Genomic DNA, 20960 nt, shown 5'->3' with positions numbered 1-20960 from the left:
GCACGCGGCTGGTATAGAGTCCGCCGCCTATGAGCGAGCAGGGCGGCAAGAGTGGGGAGAAGCGACCGGGGACGTGGGCCAGCCTGGCTCGGGCCATGGCGTCCTGGCGGACGGCCTCCGTCACCCTGCTCTCGTTCTCCTCGGGTCTGCCGCTGGGCCTGGTGTGGATCGCCATCCCGGACTGGCTGCGCAGCATCGGCGTGGACATCCGCGTGGTGGGCCTCATCACGCTGGCGCAGGCGCCCTGGTCCTTCAAGTTCATCTGGTCGCCGCTGATGGACCGCTACGTGCCGCCCTTCTGGGGACGGCGGCGGGGCTGGATGGCGGTGGCGCAGGTGGCGCTGTTCGCCACGACGCTGGCGCTCGCGGGGCTGGGAGAACATCCCGAGGCCGCGTGGGTGGTGGGCGCGCTGGCCATGGCGGTGGCCTTCGCGTCCGCGACGCAGGACATCGCCATCGACGCGTACGCGGTGGAGGTCTTGCGCAAGGAGGAGCAGGGCGTGGCGGTGGGCGCGCGCGTGGCGCTGTACCGCGCGGCCATGTTCATCGCGGGGTCGGCGGCCATCACGCTCGCGGGCCGCGTGTCGTGGAAGTGGGTGGTCATCGGGCTGGCGACGCTGTACCTGCCCATGCTCGTCATCACCCGCTTCGCGCCGGAGCCCGAGGAGCGGCTCACCCCGCCCAAGTCCCTCAAGGACGCCGTCTGGTATCCGTTCGTGGGATTCCTGTCGCGGCACCGCGCGCTCGAAATCCTCGCCTTCGTCTTCCTCTACAAGCTGGCCGACAACCTCGGCGGCACGCTCTTGCGCCCGTTCCTGGTGGACATGGGCTACAGCGACCTGCACCGCGGCGTGGCGCTCGGGACGATTGGCCTGTTCGGCACCATCCTGGGCACGCTGGTGGGCGGCGCATGGACGACGGTGCTGGGGCTGGGCCGCGCGCTGTGGGTGTTCGGCGTCATCCAGATTGTCTCCAACATCGGCTACGTGCTCGTGGCCAGGGCGGGCGCGCCCAACGTGTGGCTGATGTACAGCGCCATCGGCTTCGAGCAGGTGACGCAAGGCCTGGGCACGGGCGCCTTCTCCGTGCTGCTGATGCGGCTGACGCAGAAGCGCTTCTCCGCCACGCAGTTCGCGCTGCTCTCCAGCCTGTTCTCCATTCCGCGCGTGGTGGCGGGGCCCATCGCCGGCTTCCTCGTGTATTCCATCGGCTGGGAGCCCTTCTTCTGGTTCACCATGGTGGGCGGCATCCCCGGCCTGCTGCTGCTCGCGCGCTTCGTGCCGCTGGGCGTGAGGGACCCGGACTTCGACGTGCAGAGCCGCCCCACCACGCGCGCCGTGAGCCGGCCGATGATGGTGGGCAGCGCGGCGGTCGCGGCCGTGGTGGGCATGGGCCTGGGCCTGGTGACGACGGCGCTGCTCACCGCGGTGCAGAACCTGCGCAAGGCGCCCCAGGCGGGCTTCGACTTCGCCACGCCCTTCGGCGCGCTGTTCCAGCCGGCGGGTGTCACCGACTGGGTGACGCTGGCGAGCATCATCGTCTTCGGGTTGACGGTGGGCCTGCTCACCGCCGCCGTGCTCGCCGCGCGCTCCGGGGCCTTCTACCTGCCCGAGCAGGAGGCGCCCCCCTCCCCCTCCGGCGCGCCCAGCCCGTAGCGGGACTTCGGGCGGGTCTCGGTCCACCCGAGGACAGCGGGTCGAGAAGGCAGAGCAAACTGTCGGCCCGCGGGCCTATGGTGCGGCCGACATGGCCCATCCTCTCGCCGGAAAGCTCCCGCCCGAAGACCTCCTCATCGACCCCGAGAAGCTGCGCGCGCGCTACTACGCGGAGAAGCCCGACGTGGGCGTCCCCGAGCAGCGCGTGGCCTTCGGCACCTCGGGACACCGTGGCTCGTCGGCCCGCACCAGCTTCAACGAGGCGCACATCGTCGCGGTGACGCAGGCGCTCTGCGAGTACCGCCAGCAGCAGGGCATCGACGGCCCGCTGTACCTGGGCATGGACACCCACGCGCTCTCCGCCCCCGCGCAACAGACGGCGCTGGAGGTGCTGGCCGCCAACGGCGTGCAGGTGCGCTTCACCGACGGCGCCACGCCCACGCCGGTCATCTCCCACGCCATCCTCACGTTCAACAAGGGGCGCACCACGGGGCTCGCCGACGGCATCGTCATCACCCCGTCCCACAACCCGCCCGAGGACGGCGGCATCAAGTACAACCCGCCCAACGGCGGCCCCGCGGACACGAACGTCACCGCGCTCATCGAGCGCCGCGCCAACGCGCTGCTGGGCGAGGACAACCGCGGCGTCCAGCGCACGCCGTACGAGCGGGCGCGCACGGCGCCCACCGTGAAGCCGCACGACTTCATCACGCCGTACGTCGAGGACCTGGGCTCCGTCGTCGACATGGAGGCCATCCAGGGCGCGAAGCTGAAGATTGGCGCGGACCCGCTCGGCGGCTCCAACGTGGCGTACTGGGAGCCCATCGCCACGCGCTACGGGCTGAATCTGACGGTGGTGAACCCCACCGTGGACCCGACGTTCCGGTTCATGCCGGTGGACCACGACGGCAAGATTCGAATGGACTGCTCGTCGCCGTACGCCATGGCCAACCTGGTGAAGCTCAAGGACCAGTATGACCTGGCCTTCGGCAACGACGCGGACTCGGACCGGCACGGCATCGTCACGCGCTCGCTGGGGCTGATGAACCCCAACCACTACCTGGCGGTGGCCATCCACTACCTGTTCCAGAACCGCCCCGGCTGGAAGGCCGGCACCGCGGTGGGCAAGACGCTGGTGTCCAGCGGGCTCATCGACCGGGTGGCGCAAAGCCTCCACCGCCGCGTCGTCGAGGTGCCGGTGGGCTTCAAGTGGTTCGTGGACGGGCTGCTCGCGGGCACGCTGGGCTTCGGCGGCGAGGAGAGCGCGGGCGCGTCCTTCCTGCGCCGCGACGGCACGGTGTGGACCACGGACAAGGACGGCATGCTGCTGGACCTGCTCGCGGTGGAGATATTGGCGCGCACCGGCAAGGACCCGGGCGAGCACTACCAGGACCTGGCCGCGCGCTTCGGCACGCCCTACTACGCGCGCATCGACCAGGCGGCCACGCCCGCGCAGAAGGCGGTGCTCAAGAAGCTCTCCCCGGACGCGGTGAAGGCGCAGAGTCTGGCCGGCGAGCCCATCCTCCAGCGCCTCACCCGCGCGCCCGGCAACGACGCGGACATCGGCGGACTCAAGGTCGTGGCCCAGAACGGCTGGTTCGCCGCGCGGCCCTCGGGCACCGAGGACGTGTACAAGATCTACGCGGAGAGCTTCCGCGACGAGGCCCACCTGAACGCCATCCTCGAGGAGGCCCGCGCCATCGTCGCCCAGGCCTTCGCCGGAGCGTGAAGACCGTCCTGATGTACGTGCTGGCCCTCTTCATGGTGGCCGGCGGCATCAACCACTTCGTCCATCCGCGCGCCTACGTGCGGATGATGCCGCCGTACCTGCCCTGGCACGGCCCGCTCGTCTTCTGGAGCGGGGTGGCGGAGGTGCTCTTGGGGGTGGGGCTGCTCATCCCCGCCACCCGGGTGGTGTCCGCCTGGGGGCTCATCGCGCTGTTCATCGCCGTCTTCCCCGCCAACGTCCAGATGGCGCGCGAGCCGGAGCGCTTCCGGAAGATTCCCAAGGCCGCCCTCTGGGCGAGGCTCCCCTTGCAGGGCGTCCTCATCCTCTGGGCCTGGTGGTACACCTGATCCACGAAGCGCCTGTCCGCCCGGCGGCCCTGGGGGTACGTCCTTCCTTGACTCCCCCCGGGGTGCTCTTTAGGTTTCAGTGTTCTCAGGTAGCCCCACCGAAATTCCGAAGGACGTTCCATGGCTCGCGTCACAGTCGAAGACTGCCTCCCCCTCGTCGACAACCGGTTCGCGCTGGTGCTGCTCGGTGCGAAGCGCGCGCGTCAGCTGATGGCCGGCGCCCGCCCCATCATCGAGCAGTCCAAGAACAAGCCCCCCGTGCTGTCGCTGCGCGAGGTGGCCACCGGTCGCGTGAAGTTCGACCGTGACGTGCGCGAGGCGCTGTCCGGCAAGTACACCGCCGACACCGCCAAGTAGTCCGACGTCCCTCTAGGTTCCCTTCCCCTCGGGCCCCACGGCCGGGGAAGGGGCCTCGGGCAACAGGCCCTGGGCGCGCATCCACCGCACGGCGCGCGCGGCCACGGCCTTCTCGCCCTTGTAGCCGAGCAGGGGCACCAGCTGTCCCACCGGCACCCATCTCACCTCGTCCACCTCCACGCGCGGCCCCGGCAGCGGCCCCAGCGCGCCTTCCTGGTAACGGAAGAGGAAGAAGTGGACGCGCTTGAAGATGCGCTGTCCCCGGAACTGGTAGACGTAGCGGATCTCGCCCAGCGGTGCGACCAGCGCGGCGGTGAGGCCCGTCTCCTCGTGCACCTCGCGGCTCGCCGTCTGCTCCGGCGTCTCGCCCGGGTCCACGTGCCCCTTGGGCAGCGCCCACAGGGGACGGCCATGCGGACGGATGACGACCACCTCCCAGGTGCCGTCACTCTCCCGGATGACAATCCCGCCTGCGGACGCCTCGCGTGGCATGCCCACCTACCCTAACCGATGGCGGCGGGACATGGGGGCTCGGAGTCAGCCTCCATGGGCGAAGTGGCTCAGCTTCGCCTCCGCCCCCAGCCGGTAGGCGTACCGCAGGTCCGACAGGAGCCGCTCCAGCCGCCGTCCGGCCACGTGCGTCATCATCCGCGAGCAGAACCGCCGGGACAGCCGGTTGGCCTCCTCGTACCGCCAGCGCTCCTGGGAGGACAGCCTGTCCCGGTAGGACACCCGGTCGAACAGCCGCGTGAGCAGCTCCTGCGCCCAGGCCCCCACGCCCTCGCCCCAGCGGTGCAGGAGGCACACGGCGAACTTGTCCACCTCCGCCTGGGCCTCCAGCTCCAGCAGCGACACCGTGCGCCCGTGCGCCGCGGTGTGGGCCATGTAGAGGAAGTGGCTGACGCCCTCGGCCACCTGGCAGTAGCCGGCCAGGTCCCCGTCCAGCACGTACCCCAGGGGCCCGGCCTCGTAGGGCTTGAGCCGGTCCAGGAGCGCCGGGGACAGGTACAGCGCCAGCTCCAGCGCGTCGTCGACTTCGTGGACCAGCAGCTCCTCGTCGCTGCGCCCGGTGGCGCCCAGCCGGGCGGCGGCCTCCGTGTCCACCACGAAGGTCTCCGCCCGTGCCTCGCACGTGAAGCCGTAGATGGCCTCCAGGTGGTCCTGAACGCGGCCAATCATGTGGCGACCTCCCTCGCGTCAGTTGGGGAGCTGGCCCTTGGGCGCCGGCATCATCCCCGCGTCCACCAGGACCCGCTCCAGCCGGTCGCTGCCCGTGCGCGCCCACGTCTCGTAGACCCTGAGCGCCCCGCTGGGCCCCGCCTGCACCATGCCCCGCGCGGCGATCTCCTCCAGGACCTCCGCCACCGCCCGGAACTTGTCGCGCAGCTCCCGGTACACCCCCGCGAAGCCCGCACGGGGCGACAGGTCCGCCACCTGGCCGTACGCGGTGCCGCCCATCTGGATGTAGTAGTCGGGGCCCACCACCCCGCCCTGCAGCGCGCCGGAGAAGAACCCCACGGTGTAGAGCGAGACGTCGCCCAGCCGCCGCAGCGTCTTGATGCGCGCCTCACGCTCCTGCTGGAGGGCCTGGTGGTAGAGCACCGCCAGGGGCTCCCGCGCGCGGCGGCCGTCCTCCTGGCGGTCGAACAGGTTGTCGGTGCTGGCGAACTCCGCCAGCAGGTTCACCAGGTAGAACTCCGTCACCTCTTCCAGCATCACCCGCTGCCGCGAGGTGACCTCGTCCAGGAGCGATTTGAAGAACTCCTTCAACGACAGGGACGCCACCAGTTGACTCATCGACACTCCCTTCCCCCCGCCCGGCCCGCGTGGCCTGCGGGAATAGGGGAACGGTAGCAATCGACCCTCCGCGTCGCAAAAGCGCCCGTCAATGATTCCAGGCACTTGCGCTAGCACTCGTGACGTCCGAGTGCCAATCCGAGCCGTGCGGGCATGGGGACGGGCTCTACCTGTCACGGACGCAACGGGAGGAGAAAAAGACAGCAATGCCGGGCAGTTGGCAGCTCACGGCCCGAGCGTCCCGCGTCGCTTGACGGGTCATCGTCCCTGGTTATTATCCGCCGCGCCTAGGCGTTAGCACTCGCGAGGTCGGAGTGCTAATGCCGCGGGTCGTCACGGCCCTTTTTCAACCCCCAGCGGCGCCCCAAGCCGCCCGGAGTCCCCGGACGGAGGGCGCCCCATCAAGGAGCAGACCATGAAGATTCGTCCCCTGCAGGATCGGCTCATCGTCAAGCGGGTCGCCGAGGAGAACAAGACCAAGGGCGGCCTCTTCATCCCGGACACGGCGAAGGAGAAGCCCCTCGAGGGCAAGGTCGTCGCGGTCGGCAACGGCAAGGTGCAGGAGGACGGCAAGGTGCGTCCCCTGGACATCAAGGCCGGCGACACCATCCTCTTCAGCAAGTACGCCGGGACCGAGATCAAGCTCGACGGCGAGGAGCACCTCATCCTCCGTGAGGAGGATGTGCTCGGCGTCATCGAGAAGTAATCCCGCCCCCACCCCTTCACTCAAGGAATCCCCATCATGGCGAAGGACCTGCTTTTCGACGTGCGCGCCCGTGAGGCCATCCTCCGTGGCGTCAACATCCTGGCCGACGCGGTCAAGGTGACCCTGGGCCCCAAGGGCCGCAACGTCGTCATCGAGAAGAGCTTCGGCTCGCCCACCATCACCAAGGACGGTGTGACGGTGGCGAAGGAAATCGAACTGGAGAACAAGTTCGAGAACATGGGCGCGCAGATGGTCAAGGAGGTCGCGTCCAAGACCTCCGACGTGGCCGGTGACGGCACCACGACGGCCACCGTGCTGGCGCAGGCCATCTTCCGCGAGGGCGCGAAGCTGGTGGCCGCGGGCCACAACCCGATGGACATCAAGCGCGGCATCGACAAGGCCGTGTCGGTCATCGTGGGCGAGCTGAAGAAGCTGGCCAAGCCGACGAAGGACAAGAAGGAGATCGCCCAGGTCGGCACCATCTCCGCCAACGGCGACGCCACCATCGGCCAGATCATCGCGGACGCGATGGAGAAGGTCGGCAAGGAGGGCGTCATCACGGTGGAGGAGGCCAAGGGCCTGGAGACCACGCTGGACGTGGTCGAGGGCATGCAGTTCGACCGCGGCTACCTCTCCCCGTACTTCGTGACGGACCCGGAGCGGATGGAGGCGGTGCTCAACGACGCGCTCATCCTCATCCACGAGAAGAAGATCTCCCCCATGAAGGACCTGCTCCCCATCCTGGAGCAGGTGGCGCGCGCGGGTAAGCCGCTGCTCATCATCGCCGAGGAGGTCGAGGGTGAGGCGCTGGCCACGCTGGTGGTCAACAAGATCCGCGGCGTGCTGAACGTGTGCGCGGTGAAGGCGCCGGGCTTCGGCGACCGCCGCAAGGCCATCCTCGAGGACATCGCCACCCTGACGGGCGGCCGGATGATCGCCGAGGACCTGGGCATCAAGCTGGACACCCTGGAGCTCAAGGACCTGGGCCGCGCCAAGCGCATCACCGTCGACAAGGACAACACCACCGTCGTCGACGGCGCGGGCAGCGAGCAGGAGATCAACGCGCGCGTGAAGCAGATCCGCGCGCAGATCGAGGAGACCACCAGCGACTACGACCGCGAGAAGCTCCAGGAGCGCCTGGCGAAGCTCGTGGGCGGCGTGGCCGTCATCAACGTCGGCGCGGCCACCGAGACGGAGATGAAGGAGAAGAAGGCCCGCGTGGAGGACGCGCTCAACGCGACCCGCGCGGCCGTCGAGGAGGGCGTGGTTCCCGGCGGCGGCGTGGCCTACATCCGGTGCCTCAAGGCGCTGGAGGGTCAGACGTTCGCCGAGGGTGAGAAGTTCGGCGTGGACATCATCCGCCGCGCCGTCGAGGAGCCCCTGCGCCAGATCGTCGGCAACGGCGGCCTCGAGGGCAGCGTCATCGTCAACAAGGTCAAGGAAGGCACGGGCGCGTTCGGCTTCAACGCCGCGACGGGCGCGTACGAGGACCTGCTGGCCGCGGGCGTCATCGACCCGGCCAAGGTGAGCCGCACGGCGCTGCAGAACTCCGCGTCCGTGGCCTCCCTGATGCTCACCACCGAGGCGATGGTGGCCGAGCGTCCGAAGGAGGAGAAGGACGCTCCCGCCGGCGCCGGTGGCATGGGCGGCATGGGCGGCATGGGCGGCATGGGGATGTGATGCCCCCACCCCGGCTCCGGCCGGGGTGACTGCTGTCGAAGACGGCCTCCGGTTCCTCTTCAGGGAGCCGGGGGCCGTCGTGCTTTCATGCCCCGGGTGGCGCGGGGCAGGCCACGCCCTTAGGTTTGGGAATGAAGGAGGAGACACCGTGAAGCCCGTGAAGATCTACACCACGAACTACTGTGGCTTTTGCGTCCGCGCGAAGGACCTGCTCAAGCGCAAGGGCGTTGACTTCCAGGAGCTGGACGTCACCGGAGACGACGACACGCGAGCCAGGCTCGTGGAGATGAGCGGCGGCCAGCGCACCGTGCCGCAAATCTTCATCGGCGACACGCACGTCGGCGGCTACTCGGACCTGGCCCAGCTCGACAAGGAAGGCAAGCTGGACCCCATGCTGCAAGCCTGACCGGGTGCAAGCAGGCGGGCGGGCGCCCCACCTGGGGCCGCCCACCGCCCCCGTGGCTAGCTTTCCCCCATGGCACACCACCCTTTCTCGGGAGGCGGACATGGCAGGTGAAGAGCGGCAGACGGGGACCCGGGACGCGCACTACAACGTCATCAGCACGCTGTACCACCTGCTCAAGGGCGCCTCGACGGCCGAGCAGTTCATCCGCGACGCCGAGCAGGCGGGCGACCCGGAATTGGCGCAGTTCTTCCGCGACTGGCAGGACGAGCAGCGCCACCTGGCCGAGCGGGCGAAGAACCTGCTGGGCTCGCGCCTTTCGTCCGTGGAGAAGCCCGCCGCGGAGCCTGGCAAGAAGCGCGCGTCCGGCTCCAGCAAGTCCAGTGCTTCCAGCAAGACGCCGCGAGCCGGTGCTCCCGTGAATGCGGGCGTGAAGTCCGGCGGCAGCGCGTCCGACGACCTCGTCGACGAGCTGTCGAAGGAGTCCTTCCCGGCCAGCGACTCGCCGGCGACGTACTGAAGTGAGGTAGGGCCTCGCGTGAGCACTGGATTCGCGCGAGGCGTTCGCATTGGATGCCGGCCGTGAGTTTCAGGAACGGCCCTTCCCTCCCCGGACGATGCGAGTCGGCGCGCCTGCCCATGTGGCGGCGCGCCGGCCGTGCCGTGTCTTCCGGACGGGGCCCTCGGACCCACGACGTCGAGACCTCTCCTCCCGCAGGCCTTTCCGGGCACGCGCTGGACGAGGCCGCGCGCCGTGAGCCCGACGCGTCCTGGCGCGCGACCGGCGGTGAACGTGTCCTGGTGGACACTCACCGCCGACCCCTGACTGGAGCGTCTGTGGCTCCAGGCGCCGCCCCTCGACGCGTCCTCCCGAAGCCCACCCGCGAGGCCGCGCTCAGGCTGCACACGCGCGCGGAACCCTCCCTCGCCTTGAAGCGTCCCCCCTCGACGTTTCCCATTGTCCCGGGCCGCGATGCCCGGGTTTTCCTTCTCGCAGGAGGCGCGCTTACAGCTGCCTTCCGGGAAGAATCTTCCACTCTTGTTGCCCCCGCGAAGTGGGGGCGCGCAGACGGTGCGTCGGGCTTGCCCGCCCGGTCCCCTCGCACCTAAAGAGGACCCATGATGGAACCCAGGCCCGAGGTCACCCAGACCACCCAGACGGACAAGGACGAAGGCCGCACGACGCGCATCCCCATTCACGAGTGGACCGTGGAGGTGGTGTCGGGCCCCGACAAGGGAAAGAAGGTGACCACCCAGGATGGCCTGGTGCGCGTGGGCTCGGACCCCGCGAGCGACCTGGTGCTGACCGACACCACGGTGAGCCGCCGTCACCTGGAGGTGGAGCGCACGCCCCGGGGCCTCTTGCTGCGCGACACCGGCAGCCGCAACGGCACCTTCCTCGACGGCCGGCAGGTGCTCCAGGCGTACCTGGGGCGCGGCGACAAGGTGGAGCTGGGCAAGACGAAGCTCGCGGTGAAGGTGGCCGCCAAGCCCACGGAGGTGGAGCTGGCCGGGGCGGAGTCCTTCGGCGCGCTGGTGGGCACGTCGGAGAAGATGCGCTGGGTCTTCACGGAGCTGCGCCGCGTGGCCCGCGAGGACATGAGCCTGCTCATCGAGGGTGAGACGGGCACGGGCAAGGAGCTGGCGGCCAGGGCGGTGCACCAGCACTCGTCGCGGCGTCACGGCCCCTTCAAGGTCGTCGACTGCAACCTCATCTCCGAGGAGAAGGCGGAGCGCGAGCTGTTCGGCGGCCTGCGCGCGAGCGACCCGGAGGACAAGGAGGCCCGAGGCGTCTTCGAGGCCGCCCGCGGAGGCACGCTCTTCCTGGACGAGGTGGGCGAGCTGCCGCTGCTGGTGCAGGGCAAGCTCTTGCGCGTGCTGGACGCGCGCGAGGTGCCGTCGCTGGACGGGCAGCCGGTGCCGGTGGACGTGCGCGTCATCGCCTCCACGCACCGCAACCTGGAGGAGGACGTGCGCCAGGGCCGCTTCCGCGCGGACCTCTACTTCCGCCTGGCCGTGGCGCGCGTGCGCCTGCCGCCGCTGCGCACGCGCCGGGAGGACTTGCCGTCGCTCGCGCAGGCCCTGTCCCAGACGCTGCGGGCCAGCGTGTCGCTCACGCCCCAGACGCTGGCGCTCTTCGAGGGCTATGACTGGCCGGGCAACGTGCGCGAGCTGCGCAACGTGCTCGAGCGCGGCGCGCTCATGGAGGAGACGGGCAACACCAGCTGGCTGGACTTTTTGGCCCAGCCCTCGCGCCGCCCGGACGGGCAGCCGCCCAGCACGCAGGTGGCCACGCTCGTCACCGGCATGCCGTACCACGAGGCCAAGGACCGGGTGCTGGCCGACTTCGAGCGTTTGTATTTCGCCGAGGTGATGCGCACGGTGGGCTTCGACATGAAGGCCGCCGAGCAGCGCACCGGGTTGTCCATGCAGAGCCTCTACCGCCTGCTCAAGAAGAACGGGCTTCGCCTCAAGGACCTCAAGAACGCCGAGGGCCTGGAGAAGTGAGTGCCCCCTCGCAGTCCTACCCCAGGGAGAACAACCGCATGTTGCGTCGTCTCGTCGTAGCCTCCGTCGTCTTCACCGCCGCTTGCGCCGGTCAGCAGAAGCCCGCAGAGGATGCGGCGGCCAATGGCAATGGCGGCAAGCCCGTGAGCACCGAGGAGCGCGTGCGCATCGGCAACCAGCCCGCCTTCGACGTGGCCAGCTGCTTCCCGCGCGAGCTGGACCTGCCCCCGTCCAACCAGGGCGTGCTCGTGGGCGCCATGCTCACCACCCGTCCGGAGGTGCTCGAGTGTCTGGTGAGCCCCAGCAACCGGGGCCCCGCCGAGAAGACCGTCGTGACGGTGAAGACCACCGTGACGGACACCAGCGCCACGCACGCCATCAGCGGTGACAACCTCACCCCCACCGGCCAGGAGTGCATCCAGGGCGTGGTGGACAAGCTCGTCAAGCCGAAGCTGCTCGCCAAGGGCGCCGCGGCCGTCGAGTCCACCGCGACCTTCGAGCATGACACCGGCAGCAGCGCGTCGGTGAAGTTCGGGACGAACGACGGCTCGGACTTCTCCGGCGCGGTGCGCCTGGCCCAGCAGGAGTGGTGTGACTGCTACGCGGGCTACAAGGGCGCGACGCCGCCCGTGCTGACGTCGCACGTGACGCTCGTCAAGGGGCAGCCCACGGCCGAGGTGACGTTCGACGCCTCTGGCAGCACCGAGGGTGACCAGCTGGCCGCGTGCCTCAAGACGAAGGTGCTCGCGGTGCCCGCGAAGGTGTCCACCGACAAGCTCACCTACCCGCACCGCTTCGTGCACTTCAACTCCAACGCCACCGAGGCGACGTCCTCGCTGCCCCCGCAGCTGCGCTTCTTCCAGCTGGAGGTCGTCCGCAACCAGCGCGCGGCGGACGCGGCCATCGCGTTCGGCGCCCGCGCCGCGGCGGCCGAGGCCTTCGAGGCCGTGGTGGCCAAGTACCAGAAGACCAAGGACTACAAGCTCTTCGACGAGCTGTCCGGCAAGTGCAACAGCCTGGTCGAGGCCGCGCAGGGCTGGGTGAAGGCGCTGGAGGCCCAGCAGGTCGTGGACCAGGCCTCCGTGGCGCTGGTGCAGGAGCTGAAGACGACCGACGCCGAGGGTTGGACGCCGGTGGAGACGGCCAGCCAGACGGCCCTCACCAACACCCAGAAGGACCTGAGCACCGCCCAGGCCCGCGTCGAGGCGGACCAGAAGGCCTGCCCGAAGAAGAGCTACAAGAAGTAGCCCCAGGCACCGCCTGAAACGCACGAAGGCGCGGGTTCCCGAGAGTCGGGGCCCGCGCCTTCCGTGTTCCTGGCCTGTGTGCCGCCGCCAGCAGGAAGGCCGGGAGGAATCCCCCCGGCCCCGCGCGACTACGCGCTGATCTTGTCGTCGTTGGCCGCGTTGGCCTCGCGAATCTTCACGCTGACCAGCTTGGAGATGCCCGGCTCCTCCATGGTGACGCCGTAGAGGGTGTTGGAGACCTCCATGGTGCGCTTGTTGTGGGTAATGAGGATGAACTGCGACTGGCGGCTCATCTCCTTCACCATGTCGTTGTAGCGGCCCACGTTGCCCTCATCCAGCGGCGCGTCGACCTCGTCCAGGAGGCAGAAGGGCGTGGGCTTGATGAGGAAGATGCCGAAGATGAGGCCCACGGCGGTGAGGGCCTTCTCGCCACCGGAGAGCAGGTTGACGCTCTGGAGCTTCTTGCCCGGCGGCTGCGCGACGATCTCCACGCCCGGCTCGCCGTTGGGCCCGTCGTTGGTGAGCACCAGGCTGGCGCGGCCACCGCCGAACAGGCGCGGGAAGATGGCCTGGAACTTCTCGTTCACCACGTCGAAGGTCTGCTTGAAGCGCTCGCGGCTGGTCGCGTCGATGCGCTGGATGGCCTCCTTGAGCTGCTCCATGGAGGACTGCAGGTCCTTCTTCTGCGCGGTGAGGAAGTCGAAGCGCTTGGAGAGCTCCGCGTGCTCGTCGATGGCGGTGAGGTTGATCTCCCCCATCTTCTCCACCTGGGCGCGCAAATCCTTCAGCTCGGCCTCCGTCTCCGGCGTCAGCGACGGCAGCAGGTGGTAGCGGTGCAGCTCCAGCGCCAGGTCCACCTGGTGGCGCTCGCGGATGCCGGCCGACAGGTGCTCCAGCTCCAGGGCAATCTCGCGCTCGCGCAGCGAAATCTGCGACAGCCCCTGCATCAGCTCCTCCACCCGGCCGCGCAGCTCGCGGAACTGGGCGTCCTGCTCACGCACCTCGCTGGAGGCGAGCAGGTGCGCGGCGCGCCGGGACTCCAGGCCCTCCGCGGCGACGCGGTGCTCCTCCACGCGCTGGGCCAGCCCCGCCTCGGTCTCCGTGGTGCGCCGGCCCAGCTCCTCCGTGCGCGCGCCGCCCTCGGCCAGGGTCGCCTGCAGGCGCGCCACGCGCGTCTCCATCTCCCGGCGCTGGGTGACCAGGCTGTCCAGCTCCTTGCGCGCGGACTCGCCGCGCTCGCTGCCGGCGGCCACCTTGATGCGCAGGCCCGTCAGGTCCGCGTTGGCGGCCTCCGCGCGCTGGCGCAGGGACTCCTGCTCGCCGGCGAGCTGCTTGACGCGCTCCTCGCGGGCCTCGCGGTCCGTCTGGCCGTGGGCCACCTCGCCCCGGCTGGCCTCCTCCTCGTGGGCCAGCGCCATGTGGCTCTGCCCCAGCTGCCCGTCCTCCTGCTCCAGGGAGCGCACCCGCTCGCGCACGCGCGCCAGGTCCTCACCCGCCTTGTGCAGGTCCTTCTCCTGGCTGGCGAGGTTCACCTCCTCGGCGTGCTGGTTCTTGGCCAGCCCCTTGAGGACGCCCTCGGTGTGACCCATCTGCTTCTGGAGCGTGTAGTGCCGGGTGAGGATTTCGTTGTAGCGCTCCTCCACCCGGGCCACCTCGGTGGCCAGCTCCGCGATTTCGCGCTTCTTCTGGAGCGCACCCACCGCCGCGCCCTCGCGCTCACCGCCGACGATGGTGCCGTCCTGCCGGAACACCTCGCCGTCCTGCGTGACGAGCGTGCGCGCCGGGCCGCCGGCCTCCGAGTAAGCGCGCGCCGCCGCCAGGTCCTGGACGATGACGACGTCACCGAGGAGCAGCCGCACCACGGGCTGCAGCGCCTCCTCGCACGTCACCTCGCCCAGCGCGTGCGCCAGCACACCCGGGCGCTCGAAGTCCGGCGCCTCCACGGGCGGCAGGGTGTCCAGCGCGGGCACGGGCAGGAAGCTGCCCCGGCCCTCCGCGTGGCCCTTGAGGTACTCCACCAGCTCCACGCCCTTGTCGCGGCTCTCGACGATGACGTGCTGGAGCCGCTCACCCAGGGCGGCCTCCACCGCGCGCTCATAGCGCGGCGTCACCGTGAGCACGTCCGCCACGAGGCCGAAGATGCCCTGCTCCCGGGCCACCGTGCCCGCGCGCACCATGACGGCGCGCACGCCGCGGTCGAACCCGTCGTAGTTCTTCTGGATGTCCTCCAGGGACGACAGGCGGCTGCGCTTGTCGCTCAGCTCCTCGCGCAGCGCGATGACCTGGATTTCGTTCTCCGTGAAGGCCGCGCGCGTGCGCGACAGGGCGTCCTCCTCCTGCGCCTTGTGCTCGGCCAGCTCCGCGGCCAGGTGCCGGGTGTCCTCCACCCGCCTCGCCACCTCACCGCGCGCCGTCTCCAGCTGCGTCTCCTGCTCGCGCAGCGCCGCCAGCTCCGCCTGCAGCCTGGCGCGGCGGCCCTCCAGGTCCGTGCGCTGACGGGCCAGGCCCACCAGGTTGCTCTCGTGGTTGGCCAGCCGCGTGGCCACGGCGACCAGGCCCGCGCGCTCCTGCTCGAGCCGCAGGGCCACTTCCGTCTGCAGCTGGGTGACGCGGCGCAGCTCCTCCTGCGCCACCTGCATCGCCACCTCGTCCTCCTTCCACGAGCCGGCGATGCCGGACAGCTCGGCCTCGCGCGCGGCCATGGCCTCGGACATCTCCGCTTGCCGGGCGAGCAGCCCGTCCAGCTCCGTGCGGGCCTGGGCCACGCGGGCCTGCGTCTCCTCCAGGTCGCGCTTGCCGTAGGACAAGTCCTGCGTGTCGCGCTGCAGCGAGCTCTCCAGCGCGTGCACCTCGGCGGCCAAGGCCTGGAGCGCCGCGGCCTCCGCGTCCAGCTCCGCGCGGCGCCGGGCGATGGTCTCCTCCAGCTCCTTCACGCGGTCCAGGCTGTCGCGCTCCTCGGTGCCCAGGTTGGCCAGGCGCGACTGGAGGACCTGCTTCTCCGCGAGCAGCTCCAGGTGGCGGTGACTGGCCGCGTGCAGGTCGATGTCCCGCATGCGCGCCTTGAGCTTCTTGTACTTCTCCGCCTTCTTCGCCTGACGCGACAGCGCGTCCAGCCGCTTCTCCAGCTCGCTGGTGATGTCGGTGACGCGCAGGAGGTTGGCCTCGGTGGCCTCCATCTTCCGCTCGGCGGCCTTGCGGCGCGCCTTGTACTTGGTGACGCCCGCGGCCTCCTCCAAGAGGTGCCGGCGGTCCTCCGGCTTGCTGGAGACGATGAGGCCCACGCGGCCCTGCTCGATGATGGAGTAGGCCTTGGTGCCCACGCCCGTGCCCAGGAACAGCTCGGTGATGTCGAGCAGGCGGCACAGCGTCTTGTTGATGAGGTACTCCGAGTCCCCGTTGCGGAACAGGCGCCGCGTGACGGTGATCTCCGAGAAGCCCTGGTACTGGGGCGCGAGTTGGTCCGTGTCGTCCACCAGGAAGGTCAGCGACACCTCCGCCATGGACAGGGGCGGCTTGTTCTCCGAGCCGTTGAAGATGACGTCCTCCATGCCACGGCCACGGAGGTTCTTCGCGCTCTGCTCCCCCATCACCCAGCGGATGGCGTCCACGACGTTCGACTTGCCGCAGCCGTTGGGGCCGACGATGCCGGTGACGCCTTCGTCGAACGTGAAGACGCTGCGCTCCATGAAGGACTTGAAGCCAGTGATGTCCAACCGCTTGATACGCATGCCAGCGGGCTCCCGGGAGACGCGCGAGGTACTGAGTGAAAAGTGAGCGCGAGGCCTAGAAATCGGCCTCGGAACGATTTCTCCGAGGACTACCAGCCGCCTCCCAGGCGATCAAGCGTGACCATGCCACGCGTGGCCATACGTTCGGCTGCTTGCCCTTCGGTCGGACAGGAGTCGGCCAGCAGGGTCCTCTCTCGGACTTGCACCCTGGGCGCCCCACCCTACCTTCCCATTGACTTTTCTGGAGGTTGCCTACGTTCCAGCCCTTTCTCGCCATGACGCTCCTCATGGGAGCGTCTCCTACGCCGGAGGTAGCACCCCGGTCTGACACTCACGCGGTGGAGGCGGTCGCTCCCTGCCCCAACCCGTATTTCCCCCTCGAGGAGGGGCTGACGCTCACCTACCGGGCGGGCAGGTCCTCGCAGATGGTGCTGAGCACGCACGGCGTGACGCCGACGCCGGAGGGCCTCACCGGCAAGGTCGCCGTGAAGCTCAAGGGCCGACAGGGCGAGACGGATGCAACCTGTAGCAGCCTGGGCATGAGCACGGGCCTGGGTGGCCTGGAGGGTACGTTGCTGTCGGCGTCCGGCATGGATGTCCAGGTGGTGAGCTCCGAGGGCGTGGCCGTGCCCGCGCCGTCGAGCATGGTGCTGGGTGGCACCTGGAAGAACAGCCTGTCGGTGAAGCTCCAGCCGCCGGTGGGCAAGACGGGCGGCATCCGCCCCATCATCGCGACCACGTTCGACAAGGAGTCCACGGTGGTGGGCGAGGAGGAGGTCACCGTCGCGGCCGGGACGTTCAAGGCCCTGAAGGTGAAGAACATCGTCACCGCGCGCGCCAGCCGCCCCGGATCCGAGGGGCGCTCCATGGAGAGCTACATCTGGTTCGCGCCGGGCGTGGGCATCATCAAGTTCGCTACGCCGGAGAGCACGGATCTGGAGCTGCTCAAGGTTGAAAGGCCCCAGCCCGCACAGGCCAAGTCCTCCGGCAAGGAGAAGCGGCCCGTGAAGAAGGCCGCGGCCGACAAGAAGGGCACGTCCGCGCCCTGAGCGCTCTGGAGCTACCCGCCCAGGGCGTAGTTCTCCAGGAGCTCCAACGTACTGCGCACCGCGGGCTGAGCGTTGAGGACGTAGATGGGCGTCTTGCGCGCCCAAGCAAGGCGGAGGGCCTCGTAGAGCAAGGCGTGCACGTAGCTCTGCGTGCACGTCGGGATGCCAACAAAGTCCAGCGCGACGGGCTGCCGCTTGATGAGCCTGGGGAGGAGGACATCCTCCGAGTAGCGCTGAGCCGCCCTCGCGTCCTCCACACCCGTAGAGCGGACAATGACCCGCAAGCTCTGGGGTGGAGGCGCATCGAACGTGAGCCACTTGTGGACCGCCCGCCTTGGCGTACGGTCCTTGGCGCGCTGACGAATCGTCTCGATCATGCCGTCGTAGTCCTGCTCCGCCTCCGCTGGCATTTCGAACGCAACCAACGTCCCAGGGAACCCCACGTCTCTCAGGACGTGCTGGATGCCGTGGGGGTCTTCGAAGTTCTCATCCCCCTGCAGCGTCAGGGTGACCCCCCGCGTCGCGATGAGCAGGCGACCACCGACCAGCTTGGTCATCTCCGAGATGAAGAACAGGCCCATGCCAGCGTTCTGGGCGCTGCCAGTCTCTCCCTCGTCGAACGCGCTGGAGATATGAGGCCACAGCGACTTCTCCAGCGCGGCTCCGGCATCCACGAGGCTCGGGTGTCGGCCCACGAGGCTCTGGGGAATCCCGATTCCCGCATCGGCGACCGCAACCTGGACCATGGGCTGCGCAGCATTGCGTCCGCCCCGGTTGAGCTGCGCCCCGACAACACCTCCCAGGGGGTCATGGCTGTGCTGGACGATGTTCCTCAGCAGCTCGTTCAGTACGTAGTACAGCGTGCGGCGGGTGTCCTCGAAGCGGCTGTCGGGAACCAGCAGTCGAGAGACTTTGTCGGAGGGAGGCTCCGTCGAGTCCTGCCTGCGGATGCGAGTGAGCTTGACGGTACGGCCCTGCTCCGCAGGCGCGGTGGCGAGTTGCCCCGTCGTGGAAAGGACATCCTCGAACCCTACCGCTCGCGCGAACTGACATGAGCGCGAGTTGGAGTCGAGCGTCACACGCAGCGGAGTCGCCCCGTCCATCCTCGCAAGCGCCGCGAGCGCCACCAGACCCCACATCTCGATGGGGTCGACAGAGCCGAGCGGGAGCCCTACGGGGTCGTGCGCCAACCAACGCAATAGCGGCGCCGGATCAGGCAGTTCGACCCTCGTCGGTGGGGACACAGGCGTCATCACATTCCTCTTGAACGGGCGGGACTCGGTCTGACCTAGCGAATCATCCCTGGCGTTTCTGACGCTTGGTGCTCCCTCACCCAGAACGTCCATACAAGCACGTCTCACGTTGTCAGGCGGACTCGCCACCCGAGCCCGACGAAGCCGTCGGGGGAGGCTCACCCGGGGAGCCGTCCGTCGACGTCGCCGGCGCGGAGCCATCCGCGGGTGTCCTGGGCGCGGCGCGGGACTGGGGCTCCACCACCACGCGCACCACGCGGGGCCCGTCCACCTCCTCCACGAGGATGCGCCACATGTCGAGCCGCAGCGCGTCGCCCTTCTCCGGCACCCGCCCCAGCTTCGACATCAGGAAGCCGGCAATCGTCGTCACCTCGCCCTCTTCGTCCTCGTCCAGGTCGAAGCTGACGTCCAGCCGCTCCTCCAAATCATCCAGCTGCGCCGTGCCGGGCAGCTCGAAGCGTCCACCGGGCAGCGAGCGCACCTCCTCCACCCGCCGGCCCAGCTCCGCCACGTCGCCCACCACCTCCGCCACCACGTCCGCGATGGTGACCAGGCCCGACGTGCCGCCGTGCTCGTCCACCACCAGCGCCGTCTGACGGCGCCGGCGCCGGAACTCCGCGAGCAGCTGCTCCAGCGTCGCGTTCTCCGGGATGAACAGCACCGGCCGCTGCACCTGCGCCAGGCTGCGCAGCTCACCGCGCGACAGCAGGAAGAAGAGGTCCTTGGCGTTCACCACGCCCTCGACCTCGTCCAGGTTGCCCCGACACACCGGCAGCCACGTGTGCCCCGCGGCGCGCGCGTCCGCGATGCACTTCTCCAGCGGCTCCTCCACGTCCAGGAACTTCACCTGGTTGCGCGGCACCATCACCTGCCGCGCCGTCTTCTGCGCCATCTCCAGCGCGCGCTCGAGCAGCTCCGCGCGCGCCGTCGTGATGGCCCCCGCCTGCGCGGAGCTGTGGAGGATGACGAGCAGCTCGTCCTCGCTGTGCGCCTCGTGCGCCTCGCCCACCGACTGCAGCCCCACCACCCGCAGCACCCACGCCGCCAGCCCGTTGAGCAGGACGATGGCCGGGTAGAACAGCAGGTAGAAGGCCCGCATCGGCAGCGCCACCGCGAGCGTCGTCGCCTCCGCGCGCTGGATGGCCAGGCTCTTGGGCGCCAGCTCCCCCAGCACGATGTGCAGGAACGTGATGATGCTGAAGGCGATGACCACCGACGCGGTGTGCGCCACCGTGGGGCTCGCGCCCTCGGGCACCACCCGCGTCAGCACCGGCTCCAACAGCTTCGCGAAGGCGGGCTCACCCAGCCAGCCCAGCCCCAGCGACGCCAGCGTGATTCCGAACTGGGTGGCGGACAGGTACGCGTCCAGCTGCTCCACCATCTTCAGCGCCTGCGTGGAGCCCGGCTGGCCCTCGTCCACCAGCGCCTGCAGCCGCGTAGCGCGAATCTTCACGATGGCGAACTCGGTCGCCACGAAGAAGCCGTTGGCGAAGACCAGGAGGATCGCCAGCCCCAGGAACACCCATTCCATGCCCATGGCTCAGAACAAGGCTTCGAAGTCGGTGTCGCCCTTGAGGGCGTCGAACATGGGGTCCGTCGACAGCCACCCCATCACCTTCTGCCGGTCCGCCGTGAGCGCCGACTTCAGGTACGTCACCGCGTCCTTCGGTCGCCCCCACAGGGCGTACAGCGCGGACAGGTTGTAGTTGAGCAGCAGATCCTCGGCGTTGAGCGCCCGGGCCCGCTCGTACGCGCGCTCGGCCTCCGCGTAGAAGCCCTTCTGCGCGTAGCAGATGCCCAAATCCAGCTGGGCCTCGAAGTTGTCCGGCTCCAGCCGCACCACGTCCTTGAGCAGCGTGATGGCGGAGCGGTAGTCGCCCTCGTCCATCATCAGCGCCGCCAGCTCGTGCCGGGGGAACGCGTCCTGCGGATCCAGCTCGATGGCCGCCTGCAGCTCGCGCATCGCCTCCTCGACCCGGCCCTGGTCCGCGTACGTGAGGCCCAGGTTGAGGTGCGCGTCCGGGTACTCGGGGTCCAGCTCGATGGCCTCCTTGTACTCCTCCACCGCCATCTCCCCCGCGTGCGTGGAGAGGAAGCAGGCCAGGTTGTAGTGCGCCGTGGCGCTCTCCGGCTCCAGCCTCAGGGCGGTGAGGTACTCGGTGAGCGCCTCGCGGAAGAGCTTCTTCTCCGCGTAGACGGTGGCCAGGTTGTCGTGGGCGTGGGCCGAGCTGGGGTCCAGCTCGATGGCCTTCTTGAACTCCTTGATGGCCTCGTCCAGCCAACCCCGGTCCGCCAGCTCGATTCCGCGAGTGTTGTGCTCGTCGGAGAGCGCGATGTTGTCCTTTTCCCGGGCCATGAGAGCGCGGGGCAATCTACGCGCCGCGCAAACACGGGTGCAAGGTAGAGTTTCCCTCCGTCCATGCGCCACGCCGCCCTGCTGCTCCTCCTGTTCTCCGCCTGTCATCCTCGCCCCGTCCCGGTGACGGTGGACCCCACCCCTC

18 protein-coding genes are annotated in these 20960 nt (G+C 69.4%); 11 read left to right on the top strand and 7 right to left on the bottom strand.

All coding sequences use genetic code 11. From position 1 onward, the window contains the following. Positions 1-29: 29 nt before the first annotated feature. The 4 genes from FL311_RS13360 (at position 30) to rpoZ (ending at position 4088) form a co-directional block, all read left to right on the top strand. On the top strand, positions 30-1655 hold the full coding sequence (locus FL311_RS13360) for an MFS transporter (RefSeq protein ID WP_141325500.1): 1626 nt from the start codon (positions 30-32) through the stop codon (positions 1653-1655). Positions 1656-1746: 91 nt separating this feature from the next. Beyond that, a complete protein-coding gene (gene pgm, locus FL311_RS13355) occupies positions 1747-3384 on the top strand; it encodes a phosphoglucomutase (alpha-D-glucose-1,6-bisphosphate-dependent) (protein ID WP_141325497.1) in 1638 nt (545 codons plus the stop codon). Continuing rightward, complete coding sequence (locus FL311_RS13350) at positions 3381-3731, top strand: DoxX family protein (RefSeq protein ID WP_141325495.1); 351 nt, start codon at positions 3381-3383, stop codon at positions 3729-3731. Before pgm ends, FL311_RS13350 begins: the two co-directional genes overlap by 4 nt. 120 nt (positions 3732-3851) lie before the next feature. Then, positions 3852-4088 carry a DNA-directed RNA polymerase subunit omega gene (gene rpoZ, locus FL311_RS13345; RefSeq protein WP_141325494.1) on the top strand — a complete coding sequence of 79 codons (237 nt, stop codon included), beginning with the start codon at positions 3852-3854 and terminating at the stop codon, positions 4086-4088. Between the two features lie 12 nt (positions 4089-4100). Here rpoZ and FL311_RS13340 read toward each other — a convergent pair whose 3' ends face one another. From FL311_RS13340 to FL311_RS13330, 3 genes are read right to left on the bottom strand one after another with little or no spacing between them, the layout of a single operon-like run. Continuing rightward, positions 4101-4580 carry an NUDIX hydrolase gene (locus FL311_RS13340; protein WP_141325491.1) on the bottom strand — a complete coding sequence of 160 codons (480 nt, stop codon included), beginning with the start codon at positions 4578-4580 and terminating at the stop codon, positions 4101-4103. A gap of 45 nt (positions 4581-4625) precedes the next feature. Further along, positions 4626-5267, bottom strand: coding sequence for a hypothetical protein (locus FL311_RS13335; protein WP_141325489.1), 642 nt, complete (start codon positions 5265-5267; stop codon positions 4626-4628). A gap of 18 nt (positions 5268-5285) precedes the next feature. After that, positions 5286-5885, bottom strand: coding sequence for a hypothetical protein (locus FL311_RS13330; RefSeq protein WP_194869183.1), 600 nt, complete (start codon positions 5883-5885; stop codon positions 5286-5288). 415 nt (positions 5886-6300) lie between these two features. On the opposite strand from FL311_RS13330, the gene groES reads away from it, so the two are divergent. The 6 genes from groES (at position 6301) to FL311_RS13300 (ending at position 12429) form a co-directional block, all read left to right on the top strand. Beyond that, a complete protein-coding gene (gene groES / locus FL311_RS13325; RefSeq protein ID WP_013941457.1) occupies positions 6301-6591 on the top strand; it encodes a co-chaperone GroES in 291 nt (96 codons plus the stop codon). A gap of 36 nt (positions 6592-6627) precedes the next feature. Further along, positions 6628-8271: a chaperonin GroEL gene (groL, locus tag FL311_RS13320; RefSeq protein WP_141325486.1), complete on the top strand. Its 1644-nt coding sequence runs from the start codon at positions 6628-6630 to the stop codon at positions 8269-8271. Between the two features lie 148 nt (positions 8272-8419). After that, a complete protein-coding gene (gene grxC / locus FL311_RS13315; protein ID WP_141325484.1) occupies positions 8420-8677 on the top strand; it encodes a glutaredoxin 3 in 258 nt (85 codons plus the stop codon). Positions 8678-8777: 100 nt separating this feature from the next. Continuing rightward, a complete protein-coding gene (locus tag FL311_RS13310; RefSeq protein WP_141325482.1) occupies positions 8778-9194 on the top strand; it encodes a hypothetical protein in 417 nt (138 codons plus the stop codon). Positions 9195-9796: 602 nt separating this feature from the next. Beyond that, complete coding sequence (locus FL311_RS13305; RefSeq protein ID WP_046718241.1) at positions 9797-11182, top strand: sigma 54-dependent Fis family transcriptional regulator; 1386 nt, start codon at positions 9797-9799, stop codon at positions 11180-11182. Positions 11183-11220: 38 nt separating this feature from the next. Further along, positions 11221-12429: a hypothetical protein gene (locus FL311_RS13300; protein WP_141325480.1), complete on the top strand. Its 1209-nt coding sequence runs from the start codon at positions 11221-11223 to the stop codon at positions 12427-12429. A gap of 128 nt (positions 12430-12557) precedes the next feature. Here FL311_RS13300 and smc read toward each other — a convergent pair whose 3' ends face one another. Beyond that, entirely contained in the window at positions 12558-16157 is a 3600-nt protein-coding gene (gene smc, locus FL311_RS13295) for a chromosome segregation protein SMC (RefSeq protein WP_141325478.1), read from the bottom strand. 338 nt (positions 16158-16495) lie between these two features. On the opposite strand from smc, the gene FL311_RS13290 reads away from it, so the two are divergent. Beyond that, positions 16496-17206, top strand: a complete 711-nt coding sequence (locus FL311_RS13290) for a hypothetical protein (protein WP_228556847.1) — start codon at positions 16496-16498, stop codon at positions 17204-17206. Between the two features lie 11 nt (positions 17207-17217). Here FL311_RS13290 and FL311_RS13285 read toward each other — a convergent pair whose 3' ends face one another. From FL311_RS13285 to FL311_RS13275, 3 genes are all read right to left on the bottom strand, one after another. Beyond that, positions 17218-18459, bottom strand: a complete 1242-nt coding sequence (locus tag FL311_RS13285; protein ID WP_194869182.1) for an ATP-binding protein — start codon at positions 18457-18459, stop codon at positions 17218-17220. 112 nt (positions 18460-18571) lie between these two features. Beyond that, positions 18572-19996, bottom strand: coding sequence for a hemolysin family protein (locus FL311_RS13280; RefSeq protein WP_141325472.1), 1425 nt, complete (start codon positions 19994-19996; stop codon positions 18572-18574). 3 nt (positions 19997-19999) lie between these two features. Further along, the gene (locus FL311_RS13275) at positions 20000-20815 is read right to left on the bottom strand and encodes a lipopolysaccharide assembly protein LapB (protein ID WP_141325470.1); all 816 of its coding nucleotides are present in this window, start codon (positions 20813-20815) and stop codon (positions 20000-20002) included. Positions 20816-20960: the final 145 nt, after the last annotated feature.

Source organism: Myxococcus sp. AB025B (assembly GCF_006518215.1).
Taxonomy (GTDB): Bacteria; Myxococcota; Myxococcia; order Myxococcales; family Myxococcaceae; genus Myxococcus; species Myxococcus fulvus.
This window is presented reverse-complemented; position numbering and strand designations above follow the sequence as displayed.